The organism is Albidovulum sediminis (assembly GCF_025380365.1).
Taxonomy (GTDB): domain Bacteria; phylum Pseudomonadota; class Alphaproteobacteria; order Rhodobacterales; family Rhodobacteraceae; genus Albidovulum; species Albidovulum sediminis.
In genome coordinates this window covers 198192-224364 of the sequence record NZ_JAOCQF010000003.1, presented here as the reverse complement: position 1 = coordinate 224364, position 26173 = coordinate 198192, and the positions used below count along the sequence as shown (strand labels likewise).

Annotated in this window: 28 protein-coding genes; 15 read left to right on the top strand and 13 right to left on the bottom strand. The window is 67.1% G+C overall.

Annotated elements, in window-relative coordinates:
• Positions 1-8: 8 nt before the first annotated feature.
• The 4 genes from N5I32_RS15995 to N5I32_RS15980 all read left to right on the top strand — a co-directional run bounded on the left by N5I32_RS15995 (position 9) and on the right by N5I32_RS15980 (position 2368).
• Positions 9-1052, top strand: a complete 1044-nt coding sequence (locus N5I32_RS15995) for an MBL fold metallo-hydrolase (RefSeq protein WP_439648219.1) — start codon at positions 9-11, stop codon at positions 1050-1052.
• Complete coding sequence (locus N5I32_RS15990; RefSeq protein WP_261497309.1) at positions 1049-1510, top strand: DUF6173 family protein; 462 nt, start codon at positions 1049-1051, stop codon at positions 1508-1510. Before N5I32_RS15995 ends, N5I32_RS15990 begins: the two co-directional genes overlap by 4 nt.
• An 84-nt stretch (positions 1511-1594) precedes the next feature.
• Positions 1595-1729, top strand: a complete 135-nt coding sequence (locus tag N5I32_RS15985) for an aa3-type cytochrome c oxidase subunit IV (RefSeq protein WP_261496917.1) — start codon at positions 1595-1597, stop codon at positions 1727-1729.
• An 18-nt stretch (positions 1730-1747) separates the two neighbouring features.
• A complete protein-coding gene (locus N5I32_RS15980) occupies positions 1748-2368 on the top strand; it encodes a hypothetical protein (RefSeq protein WP_261496916.1) in 621 nt (206 codons plus the stop codon).
• 47 nt (positions 2369-2415) lie between these two features.
• Here N5I32_RS15980 and N5I32_RS15975 read toward each other — a convergent pair whose 3' ends face one another.
• Positions 2416-3447 carry a hypothetical protein gene (locus N5I32_RS15975; RefSeq protein WP_261496915.1) on the bottom strand — a complete coding sequence of 344 codons (1032 nt, stop codon included), beginning with the start codon at positions 3445-3447 and terminating at the stop codon, positions 2416-2418.
• 20 nt (positions 3448-3467) lie between these two features.
• Entirely contained in the window at positions 3468-3938 is a 471-nt protein-coding gene (gene greA, locus N5I32_RS15970) for a transcription elongation factor GreA (protein ID WP_261496914.1), read from the bottom strand.
• Between the two features lie 236 nt (positions 3939-4174).
• On the opposite strand from greA, the gene N5I32_RS15965 reads away from it, so the two are divergent.
• From N5I32_RS15965 to N5I32_RS15955, 3 genes are all read left to right on the top strand, one after another.
• On the top strand, positions 4175-5827 hold the full coding sequence (locus tag N5I32_RS15965) for an electron transfer flavoprotein-ubiquinone oxidoreductase (RefSeq protein ID WP_261496913.1): 1653 nt from the start codon (positions 4175-4177) through the stop codon (positions 5825-5827).
• 106 nt (positions 5828-5933) lie between these two features.
• Positions 5934-7637, top strand: coding sequence for a tetratricopeptide repeat protein (locus N5I32_RS15960; protein WP_439648218.1), 1704 nt, complete (start codon positions 5934-5936; stop codon positions 7635-7637).
• Positions 7627-8460 carry a 4-(cytidine 5'-diphospho)-2-C-methyl-D-erythritol kinase gene (locus N5I32_RS15955; protein WP_261496911.1) on the top strand — a complete coding sequence of 278 codons (834 nt, stop codon included), beginning with the start codon at positions 7627-7629 and terminating at the stop codon, positions 8458-8460. Before N5I32_RS15960 ends, N5I32_RS15955 begins: the two co-directional genes overlap by 11 nt.
• Here the strand turns inward: N5I32_RS15955 and N5I32_RS15950 are convergent.
• Positions 8453-9454, bottom strand: coding sequence for a polyprenyl synthetase family protein (locus tag N5I32_RS15950; RefSeq protein WP_261496910.1), 1002 nt, complete (start codon positions 9452-9454; stop codon positions 8453-8455). The genes N5I32_RS15955 and N5I32_RS15950 overlap by 8 nt on opposite strands.
• A 54-nt stretch (positions 9455-9508) precedes the next feature.
• On the opposite strand from N5I32_RS15950, the gene N5I32_RS15945 reads away from it, so the two are divergent.
• The 3 genes from N5I32_RS15945 (at position 9509) to N5I32_RS15935 (ending at position 10768) form a co-directional block, all read left to right on the top strand.
• Positions 9509-9724, top strand: a complete 216-nt coding sequence (locus tag N5I32_RS15945) for a putative signal transducing protein (protein ID WP_261496909.1) — start codon at positions 9509-9511, stop codon at positions 9722-9724.
• Positions 9724-10473, top strand: coding sequence for a tRNA1(Val) (adenine(37)-N6)-methyltransferase (locus tag N5I32_RS15940; RefSeq protein ID WP_261496908.1), 750 nt, complete (start codon positions 9724-9726; stop codon positions 10471-10473). Before N5I32_RS15945 ends, N5I32_RS15940 begins: the two co-directional genes overlap by 1 nt.
• Before the next feature lie 127 nt (positions 10474-10600).
• The gene (locus tag N5I32_RS15935; protein WP_261496907.1) at positions 10601-10768 is read left to right on the top strand and encodes a YdcH family protein; all 168 of its coding nucleotides are present in this window, start codon (positions 10601-10603) and stop codon (positions 10766-10768) included.
• Here the strand turns inward: N5I32_RS15935 and yddG are convergent.
• From yddG to N5I32_RS15915, 4 genes are all read right to left on the bottom strand, one after another.
• Positions 10759-11640, bottom strand: coding sequence for an aromatic amino acid exporter YddG (gene yddG / locus N5I32_RS15930; protein ID WP_261496906.1), 882 nt, complete (start codon positions 11638-11640; stop codon positions 10759-10761). The genes N5I32_RS15935 and yddG overlap by 10 nt on opposite strands.
• A gap of 63 nt (positions 11641-11703) precedes the next feature.
• A complete protein-coding gene (locus N5I32_RS15925) occupies positions 11704-12429 on the bottom strand; it encodes a beta-ketoacyl-ACP reductase (RefSeq protein WP_261496905.1) in 726 nt (241 codons plus the stop codon).
• Positions 12430-12545: 116 nt separating this feature from the next.
• Positions 12546-13721, bottom strand: a complete 1176-nt coding sequence (locus N5I32_RS15920) for an acetyl-CoA C-acetyltransferase (RefSeq protein ID WP_261496904.1) — start codon at positions 13719-13721, stop codon at positions 12546-12548.
• A 118-nt stretch (positions 13722-13839) separates the two neighbouring features.
• Positions 13840-14691 (bottom strand): EAL domain-containing protein, encoded by an 852-nt coding sequence (locus N5I32_RS15915; RefSeq protein ID WP_261496903.1) that lies wholly within the window; start codon positions 14689-14691, stop codon positions 13840-13842.
• A 79-nt stretch (positions 14692-14770) separates the two neighbouring features.
• Between N5I32_RS15915 and N5I32_RS15910 the strand changes: the two genes are divergently transcribed.
• Entirely contained in the window at positions 14771-15334 is a 564-nt protein-coding gene (locus N5I32_RS15910) for a DNA-3-methyladenine glycosylase I (RefSeq protein ID WP_261496902.1), read from the top strand.
• 3 nt (positions 15335-15337) lie between these two features.
• Here N5I32_RS15910 and N5I32_RS15905 read toward each other — a convergent pair whose 3' ends face one another.
• Entirely contained in the window at positions 15338-15892 is a 555-nt protein-coding gene (locus tag N5I32_RS15905; RefSeq protein WP_261496901.1) for a TlpA disulfide reductase family protein, read from the bottom strand.
• A gap of 25 nt (positions 15893-15917) precedes the next feature.
• Here N5I32_RS15905 and argH point away from each other — a divergent pair, with 25 nt between their 5' ends.
• Both argH and N5I32_RS15895 read left to right on the top strand, forming a co-directional pair.
• Positions 15918-17315, top strand: coding sequence for an argininosuccinate lyase (gene argH, locus N5I32_RS15900; RefSeq protein WP_261496900.1), 1398 nt, complete (start codon positions 15918-15920; stop codon positions 17313-17315).
• The gene (locus N5I32_RS15895) at positions 17312-17449 is read left to right on the top strand and encodes a hypothetical protein (protein WP_261496899.1); all 138 of its coding nucleotides are present in this window, start codon (positions 17312-17314) and stop codon (positions 17447-17449) included. The genes argH and N5I32_RS15895 overlap by 4 nt, the downstream gene beginning before the upstream one ends.
• A 22-nt stretch (positions 17450-17471) precedes the next feature.
• Here the strand turns inward: N5I32_RS15895 and N5I32_RS15890 are convergent, their stop codons facing one another.
• Genes N5I32_RS15890 through N5I32_RS15875 form a run of 4 tightly spaced genes read right to left on the bottom strand, consistent with a single transcriptional unit; the run spans position 17472 to position 21113 of the window.
• Positions 17472-18608, bottom strand: coding sequence for an ABC transporter permease (locus tag N5I32_RS15890; protein WP_261496898.1), 1137 nt, complete (start codon positions 18606-18608; stop codon positions 17472-17474).
• A complete protein-coding gene (locus N5I32_RS15885) occupies positions 18605-19531 on the bottom strand; it encodes an ABC transporter ATP-binding protein (protein WP_261496897.1) in 927 nt (308 codons plus the stop codon). The genes N5I32_RS15890 and N5I32_RS15885 overlap by 4 nt, the downstream gene beginning before the upstream one ends.
• Positions 19528-20475, bottom strand: a complete 948-nt coding sequence (locus N5I32_RS15880; RefSeq protein WP_261496896.1) for an HlyD family secretion protein — start codon at positions 20473-20475, stop codon at positions 19528-19530. Before N5I32_RS15880 ends, N5I32_RS15885 begins: the two co-directional genes overlap by 4 nt.
• Complete coding sequence (locus N5I32_RS15875; RefSeq protein ID WP_261496895.1) at positions 20472-21113, bottom strand: CerR family C-terminal domain-containing protein; 642 nt, start codon at positions 21111-21113, stop codon at positions 20472-20474. Before N5I32_RS15875 ends, N5I32_RS15880 begins: the two co-directional genes overlap by 4 nt.
• 129 nt (positions 21114-21242) lie before the next feature.
• Between N5I32_RS15875 and lysA the strand changes: the two genes are divergently transcribed.
• Positions 21243-22508, top strand: a complete 1266-nt coding sequence (gene lysA / locus N5I32_RS15870) for a diaminopimelate decarboxylase (RefSeq protein ID WP_261496894.1) — start codon at positions 21243-21245, stop codon at positions 22506-22508.
• 37 nt (positions 22509-22545) lie between these two features.
• Positions 22546-25122 (top strand): TIGR02302 family protein, encoded by a 2577-nt coding sequence (locus tag N5I32_RS15865; RefSeq protein ID WP_261496893.1) that lies wholly within the window; start codon positions 22546-22548, stop codon positions 25120-25122.
• Between the two features lie 35 nt (positions 25123-25157).
• On the opposite strand, the gene N5I32_RS15860 is transcribed toward N5I32_RS15865, so the two are convergent.
• Positions 25158-26129: a zinc-ribbon domain-containing protein gene (locus tag N5I32_RS15860; RefSeq protein ID WP_261496892.1), complete on the bottom strand. Its 972-nt coding sequence runs from the start codon at positions 26127-26129 to the stop codon at positions 25158-25160.
• Positions 26130-26173 lie beyond the last annotated feature (44 nt).

Here is a 26173-nt window from a genome sequence, read left to right as displayed (position 1 = left end):
GGATGAACATGGCTGGCGCGCCGCTCGACCCGATCCGCTACCCGTTCGAGGCACCGCCCGCGGAGGGAGAGGCGCGCGAAGTTGCGCCGGGCGTCCTGTGGTTCAGGCTGCCGCTGCCGATGGCGCTGGACCATGTCAACGTCTACGCGCTGGACGACGGCGACGGCTGGACCATCGTCGATACCGGGCTCGATACCCGCCGCGCCCGTGGGATATGGGAACACCTGCTGGGGGGCCCGCTTGCCGGCCAGCCAGTGCGCCGGGTGGTGGTCACGCACTACCACCCCGACCATATCGGGCTTGCCGGCTGGTTCCTGACGCGCGGCGCGGAGCTTTTGACGACGCGCACGTCCTGGCTTTTCGCGCGGATGCTGACGCTGGACGAGCAGCCGGTTCCGGTTGCCGAAACGCTGGCGTTCTGGACGGCGGCGGGGATGGACGCGGCGCGTCTGGCGCGGCGGGCCGCCGAACGGCCCTTCAACTTCTGCGACGTCGTGGCGCCGCTGCCCTTGGGCTTTACCCGGCTGCGCGACGGCGACCGGATCACCATCGGCGGGCGCGACTGGGCCGTGCGGACGGGGGATGGCCACGCCCCCGAACATGCCACTTTCTGGGCCGATGGGGACAATCTGGTGCTGGGCGGCGATCAGCTTCTGCCGTCCATCTCGGCAAATCTCGGCGTCTACGCAAGCGAGCCCGGCGCCGATCCTGTGGCCGAATGGATCGCCAGCGCGGAGCGTTTCCGCGCCTTCGCCAACCCCCACCAACTGGTTCTGCCGGGCCACAGGCTGCCCTTTACCGGGCTTCCGCTGCGGCTGACCCAGATGATCGAAAATCACCTCGGCGCCCTGTCGAGGCTGGAAACCTTCCTTGAGAAGCCGCGAATGGCGGCGCAGTGCTTCCCCGCCCTGTTCCGACGCGAGATCGGCGAGGCCGAATATGGCCTTGCCCTGGTTGAAGCCGTGGCCCATCTCAATCATCTTCTGAAGGCCGGGCGCGTTACGCGACGGCTGACCAACAGGGGGGTCTGGCGATGGCAAAAAGCCAACTGACCGACGAAATCCAGACTTCGGCAGAGGTGCACGAAGCCTCGGCGCTGCCATGTGCGCGGGTCGTCCACACCGCGCCCGACGCGCCCAAGACGGTGGAACTGATGCCCTTGCCAGAGGCCATCGCCGCCGAGTCGATCGAGGAGAAGAGCCCGGCGCAATGGGCCTATGAACGGCTGATCCTCTACATCAACAACTTCGAGGAACAGCTGGACGACGAGCACGAGGTGGCGATGGGCTTCACCGGCGGCGACGTGGGGGTGCTCCGGATCGAGGGGATCGGCTATTTCGCCCCCGACATCGTAACATTCTACGGTCGGGACGAAGAGGAGGCGCGGACCCAGCTCATCCAGCATGTCAGCCAGCTGAACGTCATGTTGCGGGCGCTACCGAAAGCGTCCGAAGTTGATGAGCCGCGCCGCATCGGCTTTCGTCTGGCGGCCGATCTGGATCGAAAGTAACAGCTGCGCGAAATCGGCCGTGGAGGCCGTGACAGCGCAGGCTGAATCGGCTATTCGGGCCGAAACCGCCAGGAGGGACACGAGATGGCCGAACACAAGCATGGCACCATGAACATCAGGGAACACGAAAAGACCTTTGCCGGCTTCGTCCGCTTTGCCGGCTGGGCGATGGCGGTTGTCATCGGCATTCTCATCTTCCTCGCGCTCGCCAACGCCTGATCGGTCGCGGATTTCCGGATGCGCCGCACCCTGATCGCGCTTGCCCTGCCTCTCGTTCTGGCGTCTTGCGGGGCTGAACCCGTTTGGGCCCCGGACGAGGCGGTCGCGCGCGCGCGCTTCGTCTCGGGAGAGGAGCCGTCGATCACGCTCTTCACCGTGGTGCGCAAGCGTGGGGGAGAGGGTGAGCATTCCGGCATCATGATCGACGGCAGTCAGCGCGTGCTGTTCGATCCGGCGGGCACCTGGCATCATTCGACCGTGCCGGAGCGGAACGATCTGTTCTACGGCATCACGCCAAGGATGAAGGCTTTCTACATCGACTACCACGCGCGCGAGACCTATGACGTGATCGAACAGCGCGTCCCGGTCAGCGCCCAGGTGGCGGAACTGGCCATCCGCCGCGCCGAGGAATATGGCGCCGTGAACAAGGCCTTCTGCGGAAATTCCGTCAGCAGCATCCTGCGCGACCTGCCGGGCTTCGAGTCGATCTCGCACAGCTTCTTCCCGAGCAAGATCATGAAGCAATTCGGCGAGCTGCCCGGCGTCACGCAGAAGGTGCATCTGGACGGCGACCCGGACAACAACCACGGCGTGCTGCTGATCCAGAAGGAAGCGGCGATTCCGGAAGCGGAGAACTGATCCCCGCCACAACTGGCGCTACGGCGCAGGGTTCAGTGGCGCAGGTTTCAGTCGAACACGCCTGAAACACGCCCCAGCAGCATGAAGGCCCGCGCCGTGCGCGTTTCCGATAGCGCGGCGATTTCCGCGTCGGTTGCCGTCTGCTCGATCTCGGCCAGCGTCCTGTCGAACTGGCGCAGGAAGTGGTGTGCGGCATCGCGAAAGATCGTGTCCTGCCGCATCCGCGCGGCGCTGAGTGCCAGGCTCGACCGGTCGCGGATGCCGCCCAGGGCCGCAAGCGGGCGGCCACGTTCCCCCTGCGCGAAGCGGCGCCACAGTTCTGGCCGGGCCCGCTCGGGCGTCAGGTCGTCCATGTAGATGCCATCCTGGCTGAGAAGCGTCAGGACGTCCTGTGCCGCCCGGATGATCTTGGCCATGTGGCGGTCCTGAAGTGCCTGGCGAAGCGCGCGGAACCCGTCGCGATCATCCGGCCCGTCAGGAAAGTTGAGCGCCCTGATCCTGTCGGCAACCGACAAGGTGGTTGCTGCCGCCTCGGGGGGCGTGCCGAGGGCAAGGTCGGGCTGTTCCGAGCCGTCATTTCCTTTCGACGGGACGATGAGCACACTGGCACGATCCGGAGGGGGCTGCGTGGCGGCGCCGTCGCGCACCGACACGAACATCGCCATGGTCTGCTCGGTCTTGCGCGCGGCGGCGGCAATTTCGTCCAGCCGCTTCTCGACGACCTTCTGCGCCGATCCCGCCTCTGCCTGCGCCGCATAGGTCTGTCGCATCGCATCCATCATGTGGCGCAGCTGACGCGCCTCGTCGCGTATCGCGCGGGTCGCCCGCAAGGTGAGTGCGGCGAACCAGATCAGCGCGACCGGAAGCCCAATCGCGATCAGGATCACGGCGACCTGTGCTGCACCACCCTCAGAGGTACCTGAATACCAGAATAGCCCGCCGAAGACCGCAAGCCAGAGCAGGCTGAGCCCGAACGCGATCACGTCTCCGGCGGCCAGGCGACGGTCGTCTTCCGCGGGATAGTGTGCAGAGGGGTCCGCAGCCTTTATGCGGTCGGGGTCCGTTTTCTGGTTCGGCATGGCCCTGCCCTGCCTTTGCTTCAGATGTAGCGAATCGCGACGACTTCGTAGCTTTTCTGACCGCCGGGCGTGCGCACGTCGACGCTGTCGCCCTCGTCCTTGCCGATCAGGGCGCGCGCCAGGGGCGAGCGGACGTTCAGAAGGCCGCGCTCGATGTCGGCTTCGGATTCGCCCACGATCTGGTAGGTGCGTTCCTCGTCGGTGTCCTCATCGACCAGGGTGACCGTCGCGCCGAACTTCACCGCGCCCGAAAGGCGGGTCGGGTCGATCACCTCGGCCAGCGAAAGCATCGCCTCAAGTTCCTTGATGCGGCCCTCGACGAAGCTCTGGCGTTCCCGGGCGGCGTGATACTCGGCGTTTTCCGACAGGTCGCCGTGTTCGCGCGCCTCGGCGATCGCCTTGATCACGGCGGGGCGCTCCACCGACTTGAGCGTCTTGAGTTCTTCGTCAAGCGCGGCATGGCCCGCGCGGGTCATCGGTATCTTTTCCATGTGCCTCTGCCGCGGTCCATTCCACAAATCTGCAACCCGAACTGTAAATCCGGGATGTGGCAGTAAAGTCAAGCACTGCTAGGCGGCGACATATCGTGCATCCCCGACAGCGAAAGAAAGTTGCGGGTGGGCCGCGTTTGGGCACGATCATGTCGCGGCGAGATTGCCTAGACCCATCCGGTAAGCTAGGAACTCCGGGACTTTTGGGCCTGCCCGCCAACCAAGGGGATAAGCTGATGACCGAAGTGACGCGCGAAGCGATGGAATATGACGTTGTGATCGTGGGCGCAGGGCCTGCAGGTCTGTCGGCGGCGATCCGGTTGAAGCAGCTTGACGCGGACCTCAACGTGGTCGTCCTGGAAAAGGGTTCCGAGGTCGGCGCCCACATCCTGTCGGGCGCGGTGCTGGATACCGCCGGCCTTGATGCCCTGATCCCCGACTGGCAGGCCAAGGGCGCGCCGATCAGGACCGCGGTCACGAAGGACAGCTTCTACGTCCTGGGCGAAGCGGGGCAGATGCGCATCCCCAACTGGCCGATGCCGCCCTTCATGAACAACCACGGCAAGTACATCGTCTCGATGGGCAACGTCTGCCGCTGGATGGCGGAGCAGGCCGAGGCGCTGGGCGTGGAGATCTTCCCGGGCATGTCCTGTTCGCAGATCGTCTATGGCGACAAGGGCGAGGTCAAGGGCGTCGTCGCTGGCGAGATGGGCCTTCTGTCGGACGGAACGCCCGGCCCGCAGTATGAGCCGGGCATGGAGCTTCACGGCAAGTATGTCTTCCTCTCCGAAGGGGTCCGCGGATCCCTCTCCAAGGAAGTCATGGCGAAGTACGAACTTTCCAGGGGTCATTGCCCGCAGAAGTTCGGCATCGGCATGAAGGAGATCTGGGAAATCGATCCCGCCAAGCACCGCGAGGGGACGGTGACGCACACGATGGGCTGGCCGCTCGGCTCGAACGCGGGCGGCGGGTCGTTCATCTACCACCTTGAAAACAATCAGGTCTATGTCGGCTTCGTGGTGCACCTGAACTACCAGAACCCGCATCTCTACCCTTACATGGAGTTCCAGCGGTTCAAGCATCACCCGATGGTGGCGGACCTTCTGAAGGGTGGCAAGCGCGTGGCCTACGGCGCGCGCGCGATCAGCGAGGGCGGCTGGCAGTCGATCCCCAAGGTGGTGGCGCCGGGCGTGGCGCTTCTGGGCTGCTCGGCGGGGCTCGTCAACGTCCCGCGCATCAAGGGCAACCACAACGCAATGTGGTCGGGCATCCATGCCGCCGAGGCCGCCCATGCGGCGATCATGGCCGGGCGCCAGAGCGACGAACTGACCGCGTATGAGGACGAACTGCGCAGCGGGCCGGTGGCGAAGGACCTCAAGCGCGTGCGCAACGTCAAGCCAATGTGGTCGCGCTGGGGGATGGTCGCCTCGCTTGCCTTCGGCGGGTTCGACATGTGGACCAACCATCTGTTCGGCCTGTCGCTGTTCGGCACGCTCAAGCACGGCAAGTCGGACGCGGCGGCGACCGGCGAGGCGTCGAAGTTCCCCAAGATCGACTACCCGAAGCCCGATGGCGTGCTGTCCTTCGACCGCCTGACCAACGTCGCCTTTGCCGCGACGAACCACGAGGAAAGCCAGCCCTGCCACCTCAGGCTGAAGGATCCGTCGGTCCCCGTTGGTATCAACCTTCCGAAGTATGACGAACCGGCGCAGCGCTACTGCCCGGCGGGTGTCTACGAGGTTCTGACGGACGAGGCGGGGAATCCGCGCTTCCAGATCAACTTCCAGAACTGCGTCCACTGCAAGACCTGCGACATCAAGGACCCGAGCCAGAACATCAACTGGACGACCCCGCAGGGCGGCGACGGGCCGAACTATCCCAACATGTGACAGGTCTGGCGGGAACCCACCGGCGGAAAACGCGCCGCTGCGTTCCCGCATTGCCTTGCCAGGCGGCGCACACTAGGCTCCCTCTCAAGTCTGCCCGGAGGAGCCGATCTTGTCCGCACGTCTTTCCATTGCCCTTGCGTTGGGTCTTCTGACCCAGGGGTCCGATGCCCTGTCTGCCGAGGGTCTGGCCGGGCCCTATCTGGCGGGCCGGCAGGCGTTCTCGATGTTCAACTACGACCAGGCCGCGATCTATCTTGCGCTGGCGTTGCAGCAGGACCCGACGAACTCCGCCGTGGCCGAAACGGCGATCCTGTCGCAGATCGCCCGCGGCCAGCCCGAGAAGGCCATTCCGATCGCCCGCAAGCAACGGGACCGCGGGTATGACAGCCAGGTGGTGACGCTGGTCATCCTGGCCGACCTTGCCCAGCAGGGCGACTATACCGGGGCGCTTGCCGAACTGGACGGGGGCCACACTGCCGGACCGCTTGTCGATCATCTCTTCAGGGCCTGGGCGCTGGTCGGCCAGGGCCAGATGTCCGAGGCGATCACCGCGTTCGACGATATCGCCGAACAATCCGGCCTGCGCAGCTTCGGCCTTTACCACAAGGCGCTGGCGCTGGCCTCGGTCGGGGATTTCGAGGGCGCGGACGGCATCTTTTCCGGCGAGGCGGGCGGCCCGCTGCAAGCGACCCGGCGTGGGGTCATCGCCCATTCCCAAGTGCTGAGCCAGCTGGAGCGCAACCCGGCGGCGATCGAACTGATCGAGCGGGTTGTTGGTGGTGCCGTCGACCCGGAACTGGACGCGCTGCGCGCGCGCCTGGTTGCGGGCGAGACGGTGCCCTTCGACGTGATCCGCAGCCCCGCCGACGGCGTTGCCGAGGTCTTTGCGACGGTCGCGGGTGTGTTGAACGCGGAGACGGGGGCGCTCGACGCGCTGACCTTCACGCGGCTGGCCGAATTCATGCGGCCGGACTATGTCGACGCGATCCTGATGTCCGCCGGCATCCTCGAACGCCAGGAGCAGTATGATCTGGCGACCCAGACCTACAACCGGATCGCCCCCGACGATCCGTCCTACCTGACCGCGGAACTGGGGCGGATCGATGCGCTGGTTGCGGGCGACCGTGTCGACGCCGCGATCGAGGCGCTTGAATCGTTGGCCAAGACCAAGCCCGACGTCGCCATCGTCTGGTCGAACCTGGGCGACATCCTGCGTCGGGAGGAGCGTTTCGCAGAGGCCGCGGCGGCCTATGACAAGGCGATTGCCGCGCTGCCGCCGGAACAGCCCGGCCAGTGGGTTGTCTATTATACCCGCGGGATCTGCTTCGAGCGCGAAAAGAACTGGTCGGCGGCCGAGGCCGATTTCCGCAAGGCGCTGGAGCTGAGTCCCGATCAGCCGCAGGTGCTGAACTACATGGGGTATTCGTTCCTCGAGATGAAGACGAACCTCGATGAGGCGCTCTCCATGATCGAGAAGGCGGTCGCAGCGAAGCCCGATGACGGCTACATCGTCGACAGCCTCGGCTGGGCGCTCTACCGCCTCGGCCGCTATGAGGAAGCGGTGGAGCACATGGAGCGGGCGGTCGAACTGATGCCGGTCGACAGCATCGTCAACGACCATCTGGGCGACGTCTACTGGGCGGTCGGCCGTCAGCGCGAGGCGGAGTTCCAGTGGAAGCGCGCCCTGTCGTTCGAACCGGATACCGAGGAAGAAGCCGCGCGCATCCGCCGCAAGCTTGAAGTCGGTCTGGATGTCGTGCTGAGCGAGGAGGGCGCAGAGCCCTTGGCTGTCAGCAAGAATGACAACTGAGGACTTCGCGCCGGCGAAGGTCAACCTGGCGCTACATGTGACGGGCCGGCGCGCGGACGGCTACCATCTTCTCGACAGTCTTGTCGTCTTCGCCGGCGTCGGCGACAGGTTGGCGGTGACGCCGGGCCCCGAACTTCGGCTGATCATCGATGGCCCCATGGCCGGTGCGCTTACGGCCGAGCCTGACAACCTCGTGCTGCGTGCGGCCCGGTTCCTTGGGGAGGAACGGGTGGTGATCAGGTTGACCAAGCACCTGCCGGTCGCCTCGGGCATCGGTGGCGGGTCTGCGGACGCGGCGGCCGCCATTCGTGCGATCTGCCGGCTGAGGGGGCGCGCGCTTCCCGAGGCGGCCTTGACCGCCCCGCTTGGTGCCGATGTTCCGGTCTGCCTGATTGGTCGTCCGGCGCGGGTTCAGGGCATCGGAGAGAGAGTGGAGCCGCTCTCTGGCCTGCCGCCCGCGCATCTCGTCCTGGCCAATCCGGGCGTATCCCTGGCGACGCCCGCGGTCTTTGGCGCCCTGAGGCGGCGGGACGGTGCGCCCCTGCCGCCCTTGCCGCCGCTCGCGGACGTTGCCGACCTCGCGCGCTACCTTGCCACCTGCCGCAACGATCTGGAGGATGCGGCCTGCGCCCTGGAACCCGTGATCGGCGAGGTCATCGGCGCCCTCGGCGATCAGCCCGGCTGCCTTCTGTCGCGGATGTCGGGGTCGGGCGCCACCTGCTTCGGGCTGTTCGCCGATCGCACCGCCGCCACCGAAGCCGCCGCCGCCCTCAGGCACCGGCAACCCGGCTGGTGGGTGGAAGAGGCCGCCGTTCTCAGCTGACGCGCGAGACGACGTAATCCGCCAGATCTGACAGCATCGCGCGCAGCGGGTGCGGCGGCAGCGCCTCCAGCGCCGCCTTGGCCCGCGACGCCCAGTCCATTGCGTCGGTCCTGGCCGATGCGATGGTGCCGTGCCGGTCCATCAGCGCCATCGCCTGTTCCAGATCGCCGTCCTGCTGGTCGCCCTTCTCGATCACGCGGCGCCAGAACTCGCGCTCGGAGGGCGTGGCCTTCGCGACGGCCTTGATCACCGGCAGCGTCAGCTTGCGTTCGCGGAAATCGTCGCCCACGTTCTTGCCGATAACCTCGGTCGCCCCGCCATAGTCCAGGATGTCGTCCACCATCTGGAAAGCGATGCCGAGCGCATCGCCATAGGTGTGAAGGGCGCGCACCTGATCTTCCGGCGCGCCGGCGATCACGCCGCCCACCTCGGTCGCGGCGGAAAACAGCGCGGCGGTCTTGCCGCGGATCACCTTGAGGTAGATCGCCTCGTCCGTGCGAAGGTCTTGCGCGGCGGTCAGTTGCAGCACCTCGCCTTCCGCGATGGTCGCGGAGGCGTTGGCCAGGATGTCGAGGACGCGCAGCGACCCGGTCTCGACCATCAGCTGGAACGACCGCGAGAAAAGATAGTCGCCGACAAGGACCGAGGACTTGTTGTCCCACAGCAGGTTTGCCGTCGGACGCCCGCGCCGCTGTCGGCTTTCGTCGACCACGTCGTCGTGCAGCAGCGTGGCGGTGTGGATGAACTCCACCGTCGCGGCCAGGTGGATATGATAGGGACCGTCATAGCCGCACATACGGGCCGCGGCGAGCGTCAGAAGCGGCCGCAGCCGCTTGCCCCCCGCCTCGACCAGATGGGCGGTGACTTCGGGGATGCGCGGCGCATGCTCCGACGCCATGCGTTCCCGAATGAGCGTGTTCACGCGGGCCATGTCACCGGCCAGATGCGCGCTGAGCCGGTCATGCGGTTTCTTCACGGTACTGTCCAAACCCATCGCCGTCCCGTCCACCCTCGACAAACGCTGGGGCTTGTCCTTAAGTCTCGGATCATGAAAGAGCTTGTGCGCACCAACGACCCGACCGTGATCGCCTTCGCAACCGCCCTTCTTGAAGCGGAGGATATAGCGGTGTTTGAGCTGGACGTCCACATGAGCATTCTGGAGGGCTCGATCGGATTGCTTCCGAAAAGGCTCATGGTGCGCGATCAGGATCACTTCATCGCGAGTGCGATCCTGCGCGACAACGGCATCGGACCGCACGGTTGATGTTTGCCGAGGCGGACCTGTCCTGCGATGCATTTCTCGGCGGGCGCCTCAGGATCTGGCAGCCGAAGCAGGGCTATCGCGCGGCAATGGACCCGGTCCTTCTGGCTGCGGCTTGCCCCGCACGTCAGGGGCAAACCGTTCTGGAACTGGGCTGCGGTGCAGGTGTCGCCGCACTTTGCCTCGCCGTGCGGGTTCCGGGGGTGTCGGTCGCGGGCGTCGAGATACAGCCGGACTATGGCGAACTGGCGCGTCGGAACGCCGCCGGGAATGGCGTCGCGCTCGAGGTCGCCGAGGGGGACATCGCGCACTTGCCGCCCGGCTTGCGAACGCGGAGCTTCGATCACGTCATCGCCAATCCCCCCTACTATCCCGCGCATGCCGGAACAGCCGCGCGCGATGCCGGACGCGAGCGCGCGCTGCGCGAGGAAACGCCGCTGTCGCTCTGGTTCGAGGTTGCGCTGCGGCGACTGAAACCGGGCGGCTGGCTGACCGTGATCCAGTCTGCGGACCGACTGGCGGACATGCTGGATCTGAAGGGTGCGGGCAGCATCACGATCCTGCCGGTCGCCCCGCGCACAGGCCGCGACGCCACCCGCGTGATCCTTCGGGCCCGCAAGGGAGGGCGCGCGCCCTTGCGATTGCTCGCCCCCTTCATCCTGCACACCGGCGACCGCCACGAGCGCGACGGCGAGAGCTTCACGCCGGCGGCGCAGGCGGTTCTGCGGTCCGGTTTGGGGATTCCGGTCTGACGCTTCAATTCTTTGTAAACCTGCTGCGCGTCATGCTGTCCCACCGCGGATCGCGCTCTGGTTCCGCGTGACACGACTCACCATATGTGATGGGATCGTGACAGGTTTCACAGGAGAGGAGACGACGATGTCGATGGGTTCGCACCTGCAGGAACTTCGCAAGAAACACCAGAATCTGTCCGAGGCCGTGGAAGAGGCGCAGCGCCATCCTGGCTACGACGATCTGGAAATCGCGGAGATGAAAAAGCAGAAACTGCGGCTCAAGGAAGAGATCGCTCGCCTCAGTCAGGCCTGAAGGGGGCGTTTGCGGGCGCCGGCCCGTGCGGCCATGACGGCGCCCGAGGTGATCAATGCGGCGGAGATTGCGATCCGCGGGGAAGCCTCGGCTTGCCCCGCGAGGATCAGGACAATCGTTGAAAGCAGCGGCGCCGCGTAGGACGTCACGCCCAGCAACTGGATGTTGCCGCGCTTGACGCCGATATCCCAGACATAGAACGCCAGCCCGACCGGGCCGACGCCCAGCGCGATGCAACTTGCCCAGCCCCAGCCCGATGCCGGCCAGGCGGTGACCTCGGTCAGCTGATGCGCGAGGGCGGACAGCACCGCGGTCATCACGCAGAAGATCGCGACAGAGGCAGTGGGCGCCTGCCCCAGAAGGCGCGAGCCGACGGAATAGCCGGCCCAGGTGAGTGCGCAGAGGAACGCAAGCCCCAGGCCCGCGATGGCGCCGCCCGTCAGGTCGCCGCCCGCGCCGCCCGAAAGGATCAGCGCGGCGCCCGCGAATGCCAGAAGCGCGCCGGCGACATGGCCCGCGTTCAGACGTTCTCCAGGCAGCAGCCCGGACAGCAAGACGATGAACAATGGCCAAAGGTAGGCGATCAGGCTTGCCTCCGCCGGCGGGGCAAGACGGAGCGCCGAGAAATAGAGGAAGTGATAGCCGAAAAGCCCCGCCGTCCCGAACAGATAGACCTTGGGCGAGACGTGCAGCAGATCGCGCCAGCCGCCGGTCCAGGCGATCCACGCCAATCCGATCGCCCCCCCGATGGCGAAGGTGACGGCCGTGAGCAGGAGCGGCGGCATCGGCGCCGTGCCCACGGTCAGCGCGGCCAGAAGCGCCCAGAGAAGCACCGCGATGAAGCCCGTGATCGTGGCCTGCCCCTTCGTCATTCCATACTCCCATGACAAGGGGCCGGCCCCTGTGGACCGGCCCCCTATACAATGCTCCTCCGGTCAGGAGAAGAACTGACCGCCGTTCGCCGAGATCGTCGAACCGGTGATGAAGCCCGCGTCGTCGGACGCAAGGAACACGACGCAGCGCGCGATTTCCTCGGGTTCGCCAAGGCGGCCGACCGGGATCTGGGGAATGATGCGTTCGGCCAGAACCTTTTCGTCGATCGCCTTCACCATGTCCGTGCCGATATAGCCCGGGCAGATGGCGTTCACGGTGATCCCCGCGCGGGCGCCTTCCTGCGCCAGGGCGCGGGTGATGCCGATATCGCCCGCCTTGGCCGCGGAATAGTTGGCCTGCCCCGCCTGCCCCTTCTGGCCGTTGACGGAGGAGATGTTGATCACGCGCCCGAACTTGCGGTCGCGCATCCCCGACCAGACCGGGTGGGTCATGTTGAAGACGCCCGACAGGTTGGTGTCGATCACCTCTTTCCATTGGGCGGGGGTCATCTTGTGGAACATCGCGTCGCGGGTGATCCCGGCGTTGTTCACGAGGATGTCGACGGGGCCGAGGTCGGCCTCCACCTTGGCGATCCCGTCCTTGCAGGCGTCGTAGTCGGCGACCGACCACTTGTAGGTCGGAATCCCGGTTTCCTTCGTGAAGGCGGCAGCGGCCTCGTCATTGCCGGCATAGTTGGCGGCAACCTTGTATCCCGCCGCCTTCAGGGCCACGGAAATGGCGGCTCCGATGCCGCGGGACCCGCCGGTGACCAATGCAACCCTCGTCATGATTCCTCCTGAAAACGACGTGACTTTGAAATCCTGTTAGCCAAATGCGAAAGCGGGCGCAACATTGTTGCGCCCGTTTTTTGCTTTTGCAGAAAGATTTCGCTGCAACGTGAAGATCAGGCCCGCTCGAGGCACATGGCAACGCCCATGCCGCCGCCGATGCACAGGGTCGCAAGACCCTTCTTCGCGCCCGATCTCTGCATTTCGAACAGAAGCGTGTTGAGGATTCGCGCCCCCGATGCGCCGATCGGGTGGCCGATGGCGATGGCGCCGCCGTTGACGTTGACCCGTGCCGGATCCCAGCCCATGTCCTTGTTGACCGCGCAGGCCTGGGCCGCAAAGGCCTCGTTCGCCTCGACAAGGTCGAGATCGGCGGCTTTCCAGCCTGCCTTTTCAAGCGCCCTGCGGCTGGCATGGATGGGGCCGACGCCCATGATGGCGGGGTCGAGACCGGCGGTCGCGTAGGAGGCGATGCGCGCGATCGGCTTCAGCCCGCGTTTGGCGGCCTCCGCCTCGCTCATCACCAGGACCGCCGCAGCGCCGTCGTTCAGGCCCGAGGCGTTGCCGGCGGTGACCGAGCCGTCCTTGGCGAAGGCCGGGCGCAGCTTGGTCATCGCGTCCATGGTGGCGCCATGACGGATGTATTCGTCCGCGTCGACCGTGACGTCGCCCTTGCGGGTCTTGATGACGAAGGGGATGATCTCGTCCTTGAACTTGCCGGCCTTCTGCGCCGCTTCGGCCTTGTTCTGGCTGGCAAGCGCGAACGTATCCTGCATCTCGCGGCTGATCTGCCAGCGCTGGGCGACGTTTTCCGCCGTCGTGCCCATGTGATAGCCGTTGAAGGCGTCCCAGAGGCCGTCCTTGATCATCGAGTCGATGAAGCTCAGGTCGCCCATCTTCTGGCCGGCCCGCAGATGCGCGACATGCGGGGCGAGCGACATGCTCTCCTGGCCGCCAGCGGCAACGATCGACGCATCGCCAAGCTGGACGTGCTGCGCGGCCAGCGCGACGGAGCGAAGGCCCGAGCCGCAGACCTGGTTGATCGACCAGGCGGCACTTTCCTGGGGCAGGCCCGCCTTGATATGCGCCTGGCGTGCCGGGTTCTGGCCCTGTCCCGCGGTCAGAACCTGACCCAGAATCGTTTCCGAAACCTCGGCCTTGTCGATGCCGGCGCGGGCGACGACCGCATCAAGCACGGCGGCGCCAAGGTCATGGGCCGGTGTATTGGCGAAAGAGCCGTTGAAGCTGCCGACGGCTGTCCGCGCAGCCGATACGATGACGACGTTTGTCATGGTGGGTCCCCTGTCATGGCATGATCCGAAAGCGGTCGGACCTGACGATCCCCCGCGCCGCCCTGCAGCATGACCAATGCTGCGCCTGCGTCAAGAGAAAGGCGCCGTGAATGCCCCGTTATCCCGAGGTAAGGGCCCTTCGGCGCCCCTTCTCCGCCTGCCGCCAGGGGGGATGAACGACCGGCGCGCCGAAGTGATAGCCCTGGAGGCAGTCCATGCCAATCCCGGCCAGGTAGGTCGCATCGCGGGCGTCCTCGACCGATTCCGCGACGGCGAACATGTCGAAGTGGTGGGCGATGTCCAGCAGCGCCCGCGTCAGGCACTGGTTGTCGCGGTTGCCCGCCACGCCGCGGATGAACTGGCCGTCGATCTTCAGGATGTCGAAGTAGAAATCCCTGAGATAGCGGATCGAGGTGAACCCGGCACCGAAGTCGTCGAGCGCGAAGGCAAGCCCCTGCTGCTGAAGGTCGCGCATGAAGACCATCACGATGTCGGGCACGACCATGGCGGAGGCTTCGGTGATCTCGAGGATCAGCCGTTCGCCCGTGGTCGGATCGTCTGCCAGGCCGCGCTGAAGGAGTCGCATCCACTGCGGATATCCGATCGACCGGGCGGACATGTTGACCGAGAGCCGGAGCCCCGGCACCGCGCGAAGCTCGGCAAGCCCCATTTCCAGCGCGAGGCAGTCGATCTTGCGGCCAAGTTCACTCGTTTCGATCGCGTCGATGAAATCGCGCGCGGGAATGATGCGTCCTGTATCGTCGAGGATGCGGATCAGCGCCTCGTGGAACGCGGGCCGGCCGGGGTCGGAGGCGGGTACCACGGGCTGAAAGGCCAGCATGACCTCCTTCCGGTCGACCGCGGTCTGCACCATCTGGATCGCATTCCTGTCGCGCGCCGCGACGGCCGCGTTCAGCGGGCTTTCGCCGGCGGGATCGAGCCCTGAACGATTCGTCCTGCCTTTTCTCATGCCGGTCCTCCGCTTCGGTGCCAGCATCGACAGAACCGCCTAAGAAGCTGTAAAGGCGAACAGGAAAAAGGAGCGCGAAATGAACGAAAGATGCCCCTGGTGCGGCACCGATCCCCTCTATGTCGCCTATCACGACACCGAATGGGGTGTTCCCGAGTACGATCCGCGCGCGCTGTGGGAAAAGCTCATCCTCGACGGCTTTCAGGCAGGGCTGGCCTGGATCACCATCCTGCGCAAGCGCGAGGGGTTTCGGGCCGCCTTCGCCGGCTTCGAGCCCGAGGTCATCGCCGGCTGGGGGGAGGCCGAGGTGGCGCGGTTGCTTGCAGATCCGGGGATCGTGCGGTCGCGGGCGAAGATCGAGGCGACGATCGGCAATGCCCAGGCCTATCTGAGGATCGCCGAGGGCGAGGGGTTCGATCAATGGCTGTGGCGCTATGTCGGCGGCACGCCCCTTCAGAACAACCTTCGCGGCATGGCCGAGGTGCCCGCCGTCACGCCGCTGTCGGAGCGGGTCTCGAAGGACCTGAAGAAGGCGGGCTTCCGCTTTGCCGGGCCGACCATCGTCTATGCCTTCATGCAGGCGGTGGGGATGGTCAACGACCACATCGTGACCTGCCCCCGCCACGCGGACCTGTCGGGCTGAGGCTCAGCCTGCCACAAGGGCGGCGATGACCGCCTGCGCCTCGGGCGAATCCCATTCCGCATCGCCGATGAGGCGCGCGATCTCGCGCCCCTCGCGGTCCAGGATCACCGTGATCGGAAGGCCGAGAACCCCCATTGAACGGGCGAACTGCTGGCGCGGGTCGCGCAGGATCGGCAGGTTCGTGATGCCTTCCTCGCCGAACAGCTTGCGGATGGCCGGAACTGGGTTGGGCCCTGTGGCCACGGTGAGGACGGCAAAGTCCTCCCCGCCGAGCGCCGCTTCGAGCCGGTCGAGCGAACCAAGCTCTGCCCGGCAAGGCGCGCACCATGTCGCCCAGAAGTTCAAGAGGACCACCTTCCCGCGCCAGTCGGACACGCGGTGCTCGGCCTCGGCCTCGTCCAGAAGAACGGCGTCGATGGCCTCGGCGGGGCTTTCGGCAAAGACCAGCTTCTGCATGCCGCCGGTGGCAGCGGCCTGCGCCGGCGCCGTGTCCAGCGTCTGGGCGTTTGCACCGAGAGCGAGGGCCGTGTAGAGGACGGCGGACAGGATCTTGCGCATTTTGCCTCCGAAGGGCCCGTTGACGATGACCGACAGCACCAAATCCTCCAACGCCATGTGGGGCGGGCGTTTCGCCGCCGGGCCGGACGCGATCATGGAGGCGATCAACGCCTCGATCGGCTTCGACCGGCGGCTTTACGCCCAGGATATCCGGGGCAGCCGGGCCCACGCCGCGATGCTCGCGGCGCAGGGCATCATCACCACTAAGGATGCCGAGGCGATTGGGGAAGGGCTGCTCACGGTCTTGTCAGAGATCGAGGGGGGAAAGTTCACCTTTTCGACCGCGCTGGAGGACATCCACATGAACGTGGAGGCGCGGTTGAAGGAAGTGATCGGCGAGCCGGCCGGGCGGCTGCACACCGCGCGGTCCCGCAACGACCAGGTGGCGACCGACTTCCGGCTGTGGGTGCGCGACCAGGCCGATGCGGCGATCGCTGGCCTGACGGCGCTCTCGCGCGCGCTTGTGGCGCAGGCAGAGGTGGGGGCCGACTGGGTCATGCCCGGCTTCACCCATCTGCAGACGGCGCAGCCGGTGACCTGGGGCCATCACATGATGGCCTATGTGGAGATGTTCGCCCGCGACACCGGCCGGTTCCGCGATGCGCGGGTCCGGATGAACGAATGCCCCCTCGGCGCCGCGGCGCTGGCCGGCACGTCGTTCCCGATCGACCGGCACGCGACGGCGGCGGCGCTTGGATTCGACCGGCCGATGGCCAACTCGCTCGATGCCGTCTCGGACCGCGACTTCGCGCTGGAGTTCCTGGCCGCCGCCTCGATCTGCGCCATGCACCTTTCCCGTTTCGCGGAAGAACTGGTGATCTGGTCCTCGGCCCAGTTCCGCTTCGTGGCGCTGTCCGACCGATTCTCCACCGGCTCCTCGATCATGCCGCAGAAGAAGAACCCCGACGCGGCGGAACTGATCCGCGCCAAGGTGGGGCGGATCATGGGCGCCAATGTCGCGCTGATGATGGTGATGAAGGGCCTGCCGCTCGCCTATTCCAAGGACATGCAGGAGGACAAGGAACAGGTCTTCGATGCCGCCGACAGCCTGATGCTGGCGCTGGCGGCGATGGAGGGCATGGTCCGCGACATGACCGCGAATGTCGCCAACCTGGAACGCGCGGCCGCTTCGGGCTTTTCGACCGCGACCGATCTTGCCGACTGGCTGGTGCGCGAGGCGGGGCTGCCGTTCCGCGAGGCGCACCACGTCACCGGCGCGCTGGTGGCGCTGGCGGAGAAGAAGGGCTGCGACCTGCCCGACCTGACGCTGGCCGAGATGACTGCGGCCCATCCGGCGATCAACCAGTCGGTCTACTCGGTGCTCGGGGTTCACAACTCTGTCGCGAGCCGGCAAAGCTACGGCGGAACCGCGCCGGAACAGGTCCGCGCGCAGGTGGCCCGCTGGAAGGATGTGCTGAGATGAAAACGCTGATCGCGCTGGCCGCGCTCCTGGTGCTTGCTGCCTGCGGGGCAGACGGGCCGCCGAAACCGCCCGCGGCTGAGCCGGCGCCCGGGCTGAGCATCAGCGGCCAGGTCACGGTGGGCATTTCCGGCTGATCCTGCGGGCGCCGGACGCGGCTCAGTCCAGCGTCTGGCGGAACCGCAGAAGCGCCAGCGTGGCAAAGCCCGCGGCGAACAGCGTCAGCGCCGCCATCGGCTGCGCGACCGCGGCGGCATCGGCCCCCTTCAGCATCACCGCGCGCACGATCCGCAGGAAGTGGGTCAGAGGAAAAACCTCGCCCAGGGCCTGTGCCCAGGACGGCATGCCGCGATAGGGAAACATGAAGCCCGACAAGAGCAGTGACGGCAGGAAGTAGAAAAAGGCCAACTGCATCGCCTGCATCTGGGTCCGGGCCACGGTCGAGAAAAGGTAGCCCAGGATCACGAGCGCGCTGACGAAGATGAATATCCCCGCCAGAAGCAGGGGGATCGGGCCAAGGAACGGGACGTGGAAGATCGCGCGGGCGGCGAGGAGGACGACCGCGACCTGAACCGCGCCGACGCCGAGATAGGGCAGGATCTTGCCCAGCATGATCTCGATCGGCGTGGCGGGCATGGACAGCAGATTCTCCATGGTGCCGCGTTCAAGTTCCCGGGTCAGCGCCATCGCGGTCATCATCACCATGGTCATCTGCAGGATCACGCCCAGAAGGCCCGGAACGATGTTGTACTGGGTCACGCCTTCGGGGTTGTAGCGGCGGTGCACGACGACATCGAGCGCCTGGCCTGATGCCTCGCGCGCCTGCGCCTCGATCCCGCGTTCGCGCAGGAGCGCATCCGCCGCCACCGTCGACAGGGTCGAGATGGCCCCGGAGGCCACCGATGGGTCGGTCGCATCCGCCTCGATCAGAAGCTGGGGATGGTCGCCGCGGTCCACCCGGCGCCCGAAGTCCGAAGGCAGCGTGACGACAAAGGACACCTCTCCCCGCGCGATCAGCGCCTCGGCCTCGGCCGCCGAGGCGTCGGGATGGGTGAAGCGGTAGTAGCCGGTCAGTTCCAGCGCGGTGACGATGGCGCGGCTGTAGCGGTCCTGAGTGGGCGCGACGAGTGCGGCAGGAAGGCTCTTCGGGTCGGAGTTGATGGCGAAGCCGAAGAGCAGGAGCTGCATCAGCGGCACGCCCAGCATCATGGCGAAGGTGATGCGGTCGCGCCGCATCTGGATCAGTTCCTTGACCAGAAGCGCGCCAAGCCGGGTGAGGGAAAAGAACCGCGTCATGTCATGTTGTCCTGGCTGCCGCCCATCAATTGGATGAACACATCTTCAAGGCTCGTCTCCGCGGGATGGACGGCGCAGCCATGTGCTTCCGCCACCCGCCCGGCGGTCGCGGCAAGGGTCCGGGGGTCGCGGCCCACGACGTGCAGCGTCGCGCCGAAGGGTGCCACCTGCTCCACCCCCGGCGCGCCGGCAAGGGCTTTCGCGGCCCCCGCGATGTCGCCGCCGTCGAGAACGAGCGTGACAAGCCCCGCGTTTGCGACGACCTCGGCCACGCTGCCCCGCGCGATCAGCTTGCCATAGGAGATATAGTTGATCCGGTGGCACCGCTCCGCCTCGTCCATGTAGTGGGTCGAGACGAGGACGGTCAGACCACCCGCGGATAGCCGGTGAATCTCGTCCCAGAAGTCGCGCCGGGCCTTCGGGTCGACGCCCGCCGTGGGTTCGTCGAGCATCAGGAGACGCGGCCCGTGCATGATGCAGGCCGCAAGTGCCAGCCGCTGCTTCCAGCCGCCCGACAGCGTGCCCGCCAACTGCCGGCGCCGCGAGGTCAGGCCAAGATCGGCCAGCGTGTCGGTGACCGCCCGCGCCGCGGGGCTGAGCCCGTAAAGCCCGGCGACGAACCGCAGGTTTTCCTCGATCGTCAGGTCTTCGTAGAATGAGAAGCGCTGAGTCATGTAGCCCACTTCGCGCTTGATCGCGCGCCCCTCGCGCCGGATGTCGTGGCCGAGAACGCGGCCCTCGCCGGCATCCGGGGTCAGAAGCCCGCAGAGCAGCCGGATCGTCGTCGTCTTGCCCGATCCGTTCGGGCCGAGGAAGCCAGCGATCTCGCCCGTCTGGACGGAGAGCGACACCTCGTCCACCACCGCCCGCCCGCCGAAGCGCTTGACCAGGCCGCGCACCTCGATCGCCGGTTCGACGCTCATCGCGCCGCACCAGGCAGGGTCACATCGACGATCTGGCCGGGCTTGAGGCCCGAGCCGTCGTCGGGTGCGGCCTCGATCAGGTAGACGAGCTTCTGGCGGTTCTCGCGCGAATAGATGACGGGAGGGGTGAACTCCACCTTGTCGGAGACGTAGGTGACCGTGGCGGTGGCGGTGCCGGGGCAGCCGTCGCAGCGGAAATTGAGCTTGTCCCCCGGGTGGACGGCCGAGACAAGCGTCTCGGGGACATAAAGGCGCAGCTTGACCGCGCCATCGGGTAGCAGCGACAGGATCGGGGCGGAAGGTCCGGCAATCTCGCCCGGCGTCCGGATCACGTCCGCGACGATCCCGGGCGCCGGTGCCGTCAGGCGGCGCTTGTCCAGTGTCCATTCCGCCCGCGCCAGTGCTGCCCCAGCGCCATCCACGGTCGCCTCCGCCGCTGCGATCTGCTGCGCGCGGGCGGGCAGGCGGGCGACGGCAAGATCGGCCTCGGCCTGTGCCACGCGGGCATGGGCCACTTCGGCCGCCGTGGCCGCGTCATCGCGCTGCGCTTCCGTCGCGGCTCCGCGCGCGGCAAGCTGCGCCAGCCGTTCGGCCGCGCGATCCCGTTCCGCCGCCTCGGCCCGGGCCGACGTCAGCGCCGCCTCCAGCACGCGTATCTCTTCGGGGCGACGGCCCTCCTTCAGGTTGGCAAGCTCGCTTTCTGCCCGCGCAAGGGCCGCGCGCGATTCGGCCAGCGCGATTTCGGCGTCCTCGCGCTCCATCACTGCCAGGATCGCGCCCGTAACCACCCGGTCGCCGCGCCGGACCGGAATCTCCGCGACCTCCGCCGTCGCGACAGGCGCGACGAGCACATATTCGCCCTCGACGTAGCCCGTCGCGAAGGGCGGTGCGGGGGTGCAGGCGGTGAACAGCGACGCGATGAGGGGGATCGAGCACAGGATCATGCCGGGGTCCTTTCGGAAAGCTGCGCGCGAAGGTTCAGAACAAGGCGGTCGGCGATGCGGTTGGCCTCATCCGGGCCGATCTGCCCCCAGCCCAGCCGGCGTTCCACGATCGGGCGGGCGATGCGGAAATAGATCGCCTGCCCAAGGAAGGCGAAGACGGACAGGCGCACATCCTCGCTTTCGGCCTCCTGCCCGGTGGCGGTGGCCCAGAGGGCGCAAACGGCGCGGTGGCGCGGCTCAATCAGCGTTGCGTAGATTTCCGCCAAAGCCGGGCCGTTTTCACCCACCTCGCGCAGCATGAAGGCGACGAGATCGGCGGAATCCTCTGCCGTGGTCAGAAACAGGACAAGGGCGCGCAGCGTCATCTCAAGCTGCCGCCGCGCCGCGTCGCGGGAAAGGGCCTGCGCATCCGGCGCCGATATGACGGTGCCCAGCCGACGCACGACTTCGCGTGCGCAGGCCAGCCGCAAGCCTTCCTTGCCGCCGAAGTGATAGGCGATCGACGCGACATTCGTCCCCGCACGGGCGGCGATGTCGCGGGTGGAAGTGCCGGCGAAGCCGTCTCGCCCGAACAGGTGAAGCCCGGCGGCGATCAAGGCGGCCTGCGTCCCTTCCGGTGCGGTCGATGGGATGGTCATGTGCAATCCTTGTGTCGGTGATTATTTAATCAAACGATTGATTGAAATCAAGCCGATTCCGCACCGCTTTCCTTCGCGGCGACGATCGACTAAGCCTCGGCTGCGAACGGGGAACGGGGGCGCGCACGCATGGATCACTTCCTTTACCGCAACGGCGTCCTTCACGCCGAGGATGTGGCCATCCCCGAGATCGCGGCCCAGGTCGGCACCCCCTTCTACGTCTATTCAACCGCCACCCTGGAACGGCACTACCGCCTGTTCGAGGAGGCGCTGAGACCCTTGCCGCATCTGGTCTGCTTCGCCATCAAGTCGCTTTCGAACGTCGCCGTCCTCAAGACTCTGGGCAACCTCGGTGCGGGAATGGATGTGGTCTCGGGGGGCGAATACCTGCGCGCCAGGGCTGCGGGCGTGCCCGGCGACCACATCGTGTTTTCCGGGGTCGGCAAAACCCGCGCCGAGATGCGGATGGCGCTGACCGGCGGCATCCGTCAGTTCAACGTGGAAAGCGAGCCTGAGCTTCTGGCACTGTCCGAGGTTGCGGCCAGCCTCGGGGTGACCGCGCCGATCGCGATCCGGGTCAACCCCGACGTGGATGCGCGGACGCATGAGAAGATCGCGACCGGCAAGAAGGAAAACAAGTTCGGCATTCCCATCGCGCGCGCCCCCGAGGTTTACGCCGAGGCGGCGCGCCTGCCGGGGATCGAGGTGGTGGGCATCGACGTTCACATCGGCAGCCAGCTGACCGAGTTGGAGCCGTTCGAACAGGCCTATCTCAAGGTTGCCGAACTGACCCGCGCGCTGCGCGGCGCCGGCCACACGATCCGGCGCCTGGACCTGGGCGGAGGGCTGGGCATTCCCTACGAGCGGTCCAACACCGCCCCGCCGCTGCCGGTCGAATACGGCGAGGTGATCAAGCGCACGGTGGGCGATCTGGGTTGCGAGATCGAGATCGAGCCGGGGCGGCTGATTTCCGGTAACGCCGGCCTGCTGGTGACCTCGGTGATCTACCTCAAGCACGGCGAGGGGCGCGACTTCCTGATCCTCGACGCGGCGATGAACGACCTTGTGCGCCCCTCCATGTATGGCGCGCACCATGACATCGTGCCCGTCGTCGAACCCGCGCCGGGCGAGGAGCCGAAGGCCTACGACATCGTCGGCCCGGTGTGCGAGACGGGCGATACCTTTGCCCGTGGCCGCCTGATGCCCCCTGTCGGGCCGGGCGACATGGTCGCCTTCCGCTCTGCCGGTGCCTACGGGGCTGTGATGGCTTCGGAATACAACACCCGCCCGCTGGTGCCGGAAATTCTGGTGAACGGGGATCAATTCGCTGTCATTCGCGCCCGTCCGAGCTTTGACGAGATCATAAACCGCGATAGCATCCCCTCGTGGCTCTGACCCGCAGTTGGGCGCGGTCAGGTCACGGGCACGGAGAATGACGCGCAGGACACCGACCCCACGTTCGGCGATGCGGGACATCCGCTGGCCGCTTCGCTTCACGCGGGCGGGCATGCTGGCCGAACGCCTGACGCGCAGCTTCTGGCCGCTCTGGACGATCGCGGCGGCATCGCTTGCCGTCCTGTCCTTCGGGGTGCAGGACCACCTGTCGAGAGAGGTTTTCTGGGGTGCCACCGTGGCCGTACTCCTCGCATCGGCTGCGGCGCTTGCCGTCGGGGTCCGACGCTTCCGATGGCCGACGCGGGCCGAGGCGATGGCCCGTCTCGATGCGTCGCTGCCCGGACGGCCGCTGGCCGCGCTGACGGACCGTCAGGCGATCGGCGACAAGGACCCTGCAAGCGCCATCGTCTGGCGCGCGCATCTCGACCGCATGGCGGCACGCCTTGCCACCGCCCGGCCGGTGGCGCCCGACCTCCGGCTGGCGGCGCGCGATCCCTTCGCCCTGCGCTATGCCGCCCTGACGCTGCTCGTCGTTGCGCTTCTGTTCGGGTCGGTCTGGAAGGTGGGGTCCGTCGCGTCGGTCGCCGGTGGCGGCGGTGCCGCGGCATTGCCCGCCGGGCCGTCGTGGGAAGCCTGGCTGGAACCGCCGCGCTACACCGGAAAGCCGAGCCTCTATCTCAACACCCTTGAGGACGAGCGTCTGACGGTTCCCGAAGGCACCCGCGTGACCGTGCGCCTTTATGCCTCGGCGGAGGACCTCGCGTTCCGGCAAAGCGTATCCGCAGCCGATCCCGTCGCCGCCGACCCTGCCTCGCCCGTGCGCGCCTATGACTTCGAGGCCACGCGGTCGGGAACGCTGGCGATCAGCGGCGAAGGCGGTCGGGAATGGCAACTGACGGTCGCGCCCGACGCCGCGCCGACGGTGACCTTCGCAGGCGAGATCACGCGCGAGGCCGACGGGGTCATGTCGCAGCCCTTCACGGCGGCGGATGATTATTCCGTTCTGCGCGGGTGGGCCGAGATCGTCCTCGATGCGGATCGCATCGACCGGCGCCATGGCCTGGCCGTCGACCCCGAGCCGCAGGAAACGCTGGTCTACGACCTGCCCATGCCTTTTGCAGGTAGCCGGGCGGAGTTCACCGATGCCCTGATCGAGGACGCGTCACAGCATGTCTGGTCCAACATGCCTGTCAGCATCCGCCTTTTCGTCGAGGATTCGCGCGGTCAGGTCGGGCAGACCGAGGCGCGGGACATCATCCTGCCCGGGCGACGTTTCTTCGACCCGCTGGCCGCCGCGGTGGCCGAGATGCGCCGCGATCTGCTGTGGTCGCGGGACAACGGCCGGCGTTCGGCGCAGATCCTGCGCGCGATCACGCATCGGCCCGAAGGCTTTATCCGGAACGAGCGCGCCTATCTGATGCTGCGGGTGGCGATGCGCAGGCTCGACACCGGGCTGGAGGAAGGGGCGCTGTCCGCGACCATCCGCGACGAAGTGGCCGAGGCGCTGTGGGAGGTGGCCCTTCTGATCGAGGATGGCGGCCTGGCCGACGCGCTTGAGAAGATGCGGCAGGCCCAGGAACGGCTCGCCGAGGCGATCCGCAACGGTGCCAGCCCCGAGGAGATCCAGAAGCTGATGGATGACCTTCGGCAAGCGACCGACGATTACATCCGCGAACTTGCCGAGAACGCCGAGCGCGAAGGCGGTACGGACGAACCCGACCGGCAGGCGCAGGATGGCCAGCAGATGACCGGCGATCAGCTTCAGCAGATGATGGATGAAATCCAGCGCCTGATGGAAGAAGGACGCATGGCCGAGGCGCAGGAACTGCTCGACCAGTTGAGCCGGATGATGGAGAACCTGCGCGTGACGCGCGGCGAGGGCGGCGAAGGCCAGCAGACGCCGGGCGGGCAGGCGATGCGGGACCTTCAGGAAACCCTGCGCGGGCAGCAGCAGCTGTCTGACGAGTCGTTCCGCAACCTTCAGCAGGGCAGTCGCGGCGGCGAGGGGCAGCCGCAGCCGGGCCAGCCCGGCGGTCGCGCCGATGGCGAGGCCGGCCAGAACCAGCCCGGCCAGGAGGGTGCGCCCGAGGGATCGCAACCGGGAGAGGGCGACCAGCGCAGTCTGGCGGAGCGCCAGCGTGCCCTGCGCGACCAGCTTGCGGAACAGCAGGGCCGTCTGCCCGACACCGGGGGCGGAGACCTTGACGAAGCCGCACGGCAGGCCCTGGACGATGCCGCCCGCGCGATGGAGGAGGCCGAGGGGGCCCTGCGCGATGGCGACATGTCGGGGGCACTCGACCGTCAGGCCGAAGCCATCCGCAACCTGCGCGAAGGCCTGCGCAACCTGGGCGAGGCGCTGGCGCAGAACCGCAACGACCAGCCCGGAAACCAGGGCCAGATGCAGGGCGACGGCACGCGCGAGGTACCGCGCGACCCCTTGGGCCGGACCGCCGGCAGCCTGGGCGGGATCGAGTCGGACCAGAACATGCTTCAGGAAAAGGATGTCTACCGCCGCGCCATCGACCTTCTGGACGAGTTGCGGCGCCGCTCGAACGACGGAACCCGACCGCAGCTTGAACTGGATTACTTCAAGCGCCTGCTCGATCGCTTCTGAGGCGCGGGGGCCTCGCTGGAATCAGGCGTCCGGGATCAGAGGCCCGGGCCGCCCATCGCCTCGGCCGCCGCCAGGGTCACGTTCTGCAGCCAGAGCCGCAAACCATCGACGGTGCCTACATAGGCGGCCATCAGGCCCTCGGTGCCCGGCATGGCCGACACGATTTCGGGCGCCATGGCGTAGAGGGCGAACAGGGCCGCAATCATGACGATGGCCATGACAAAACCGGTTCGGAAAGACGCCCGCTGACGGCGCTGGTATTCCGGGGCGTCACGCGATGCCGCATCGCCATCACGATCCGAGGTGGAGCGCAGGGTGGATTTGATCTGCTCGATATCGGGCAGAAGCTCCTTGCGGGAATGTCGGTCATCCTCGGCAGGCGCGGCTGCGGGCGCCGGGGCCGGTGCCGGGGTCGCCACGGCTGCGGGGGCCGGCTGCGCGACCGCCGCCGCATCTGGCATGGCACGCGCTTGCAGGCTGCGCTCCCCGCTGGCTTCGGGTTCGGACACGGCGGGCCGCTGCAATGCGCCGCCCTGTTCTTCGCGCCGCGCCTTCGCCTCGCGCTCCGCTTCCTCGCGCAGGACGTTCAGGGTTGTCTCGTCGATCGCACGGCGCTTGAAGACGACCTGCGGCTCCGGCTCCAACTCGGGCGCCACCTCTTCGGGGACTTCGGGTGCCACGGGCGGCGTGGGTTCGGCCTCGGCCACCACCTCGGCCTCAATCTCAGCGGGTCCCGCCGAAGCGCTCTCCTCCGGCGGCGGTGCAGGGGTGGCCTCTTCGGTGTCGCCGGCAAGCCTGGACGTCTCCGCCCACTCCATCGCCGTTCCCTTGCTTGCCGCGGCAACGACGGCAATGCGCCGCGCTTCCGTTTCGGCGGCGGTCGCGGCCGCGCTTTTCTGGAACCAGGCGGTTCCGCAGTCCGAACACTGCACGTCGCGGCCGCTGTCGGGGATGACGCTGTCGTCAACCTCGTACTGTGCGCCGCAGTTTGGGCATATCAGCCGCATGTAGTCACCCGATTTCCTGCCCGAGCCTCTGATGTCAAAGCCAT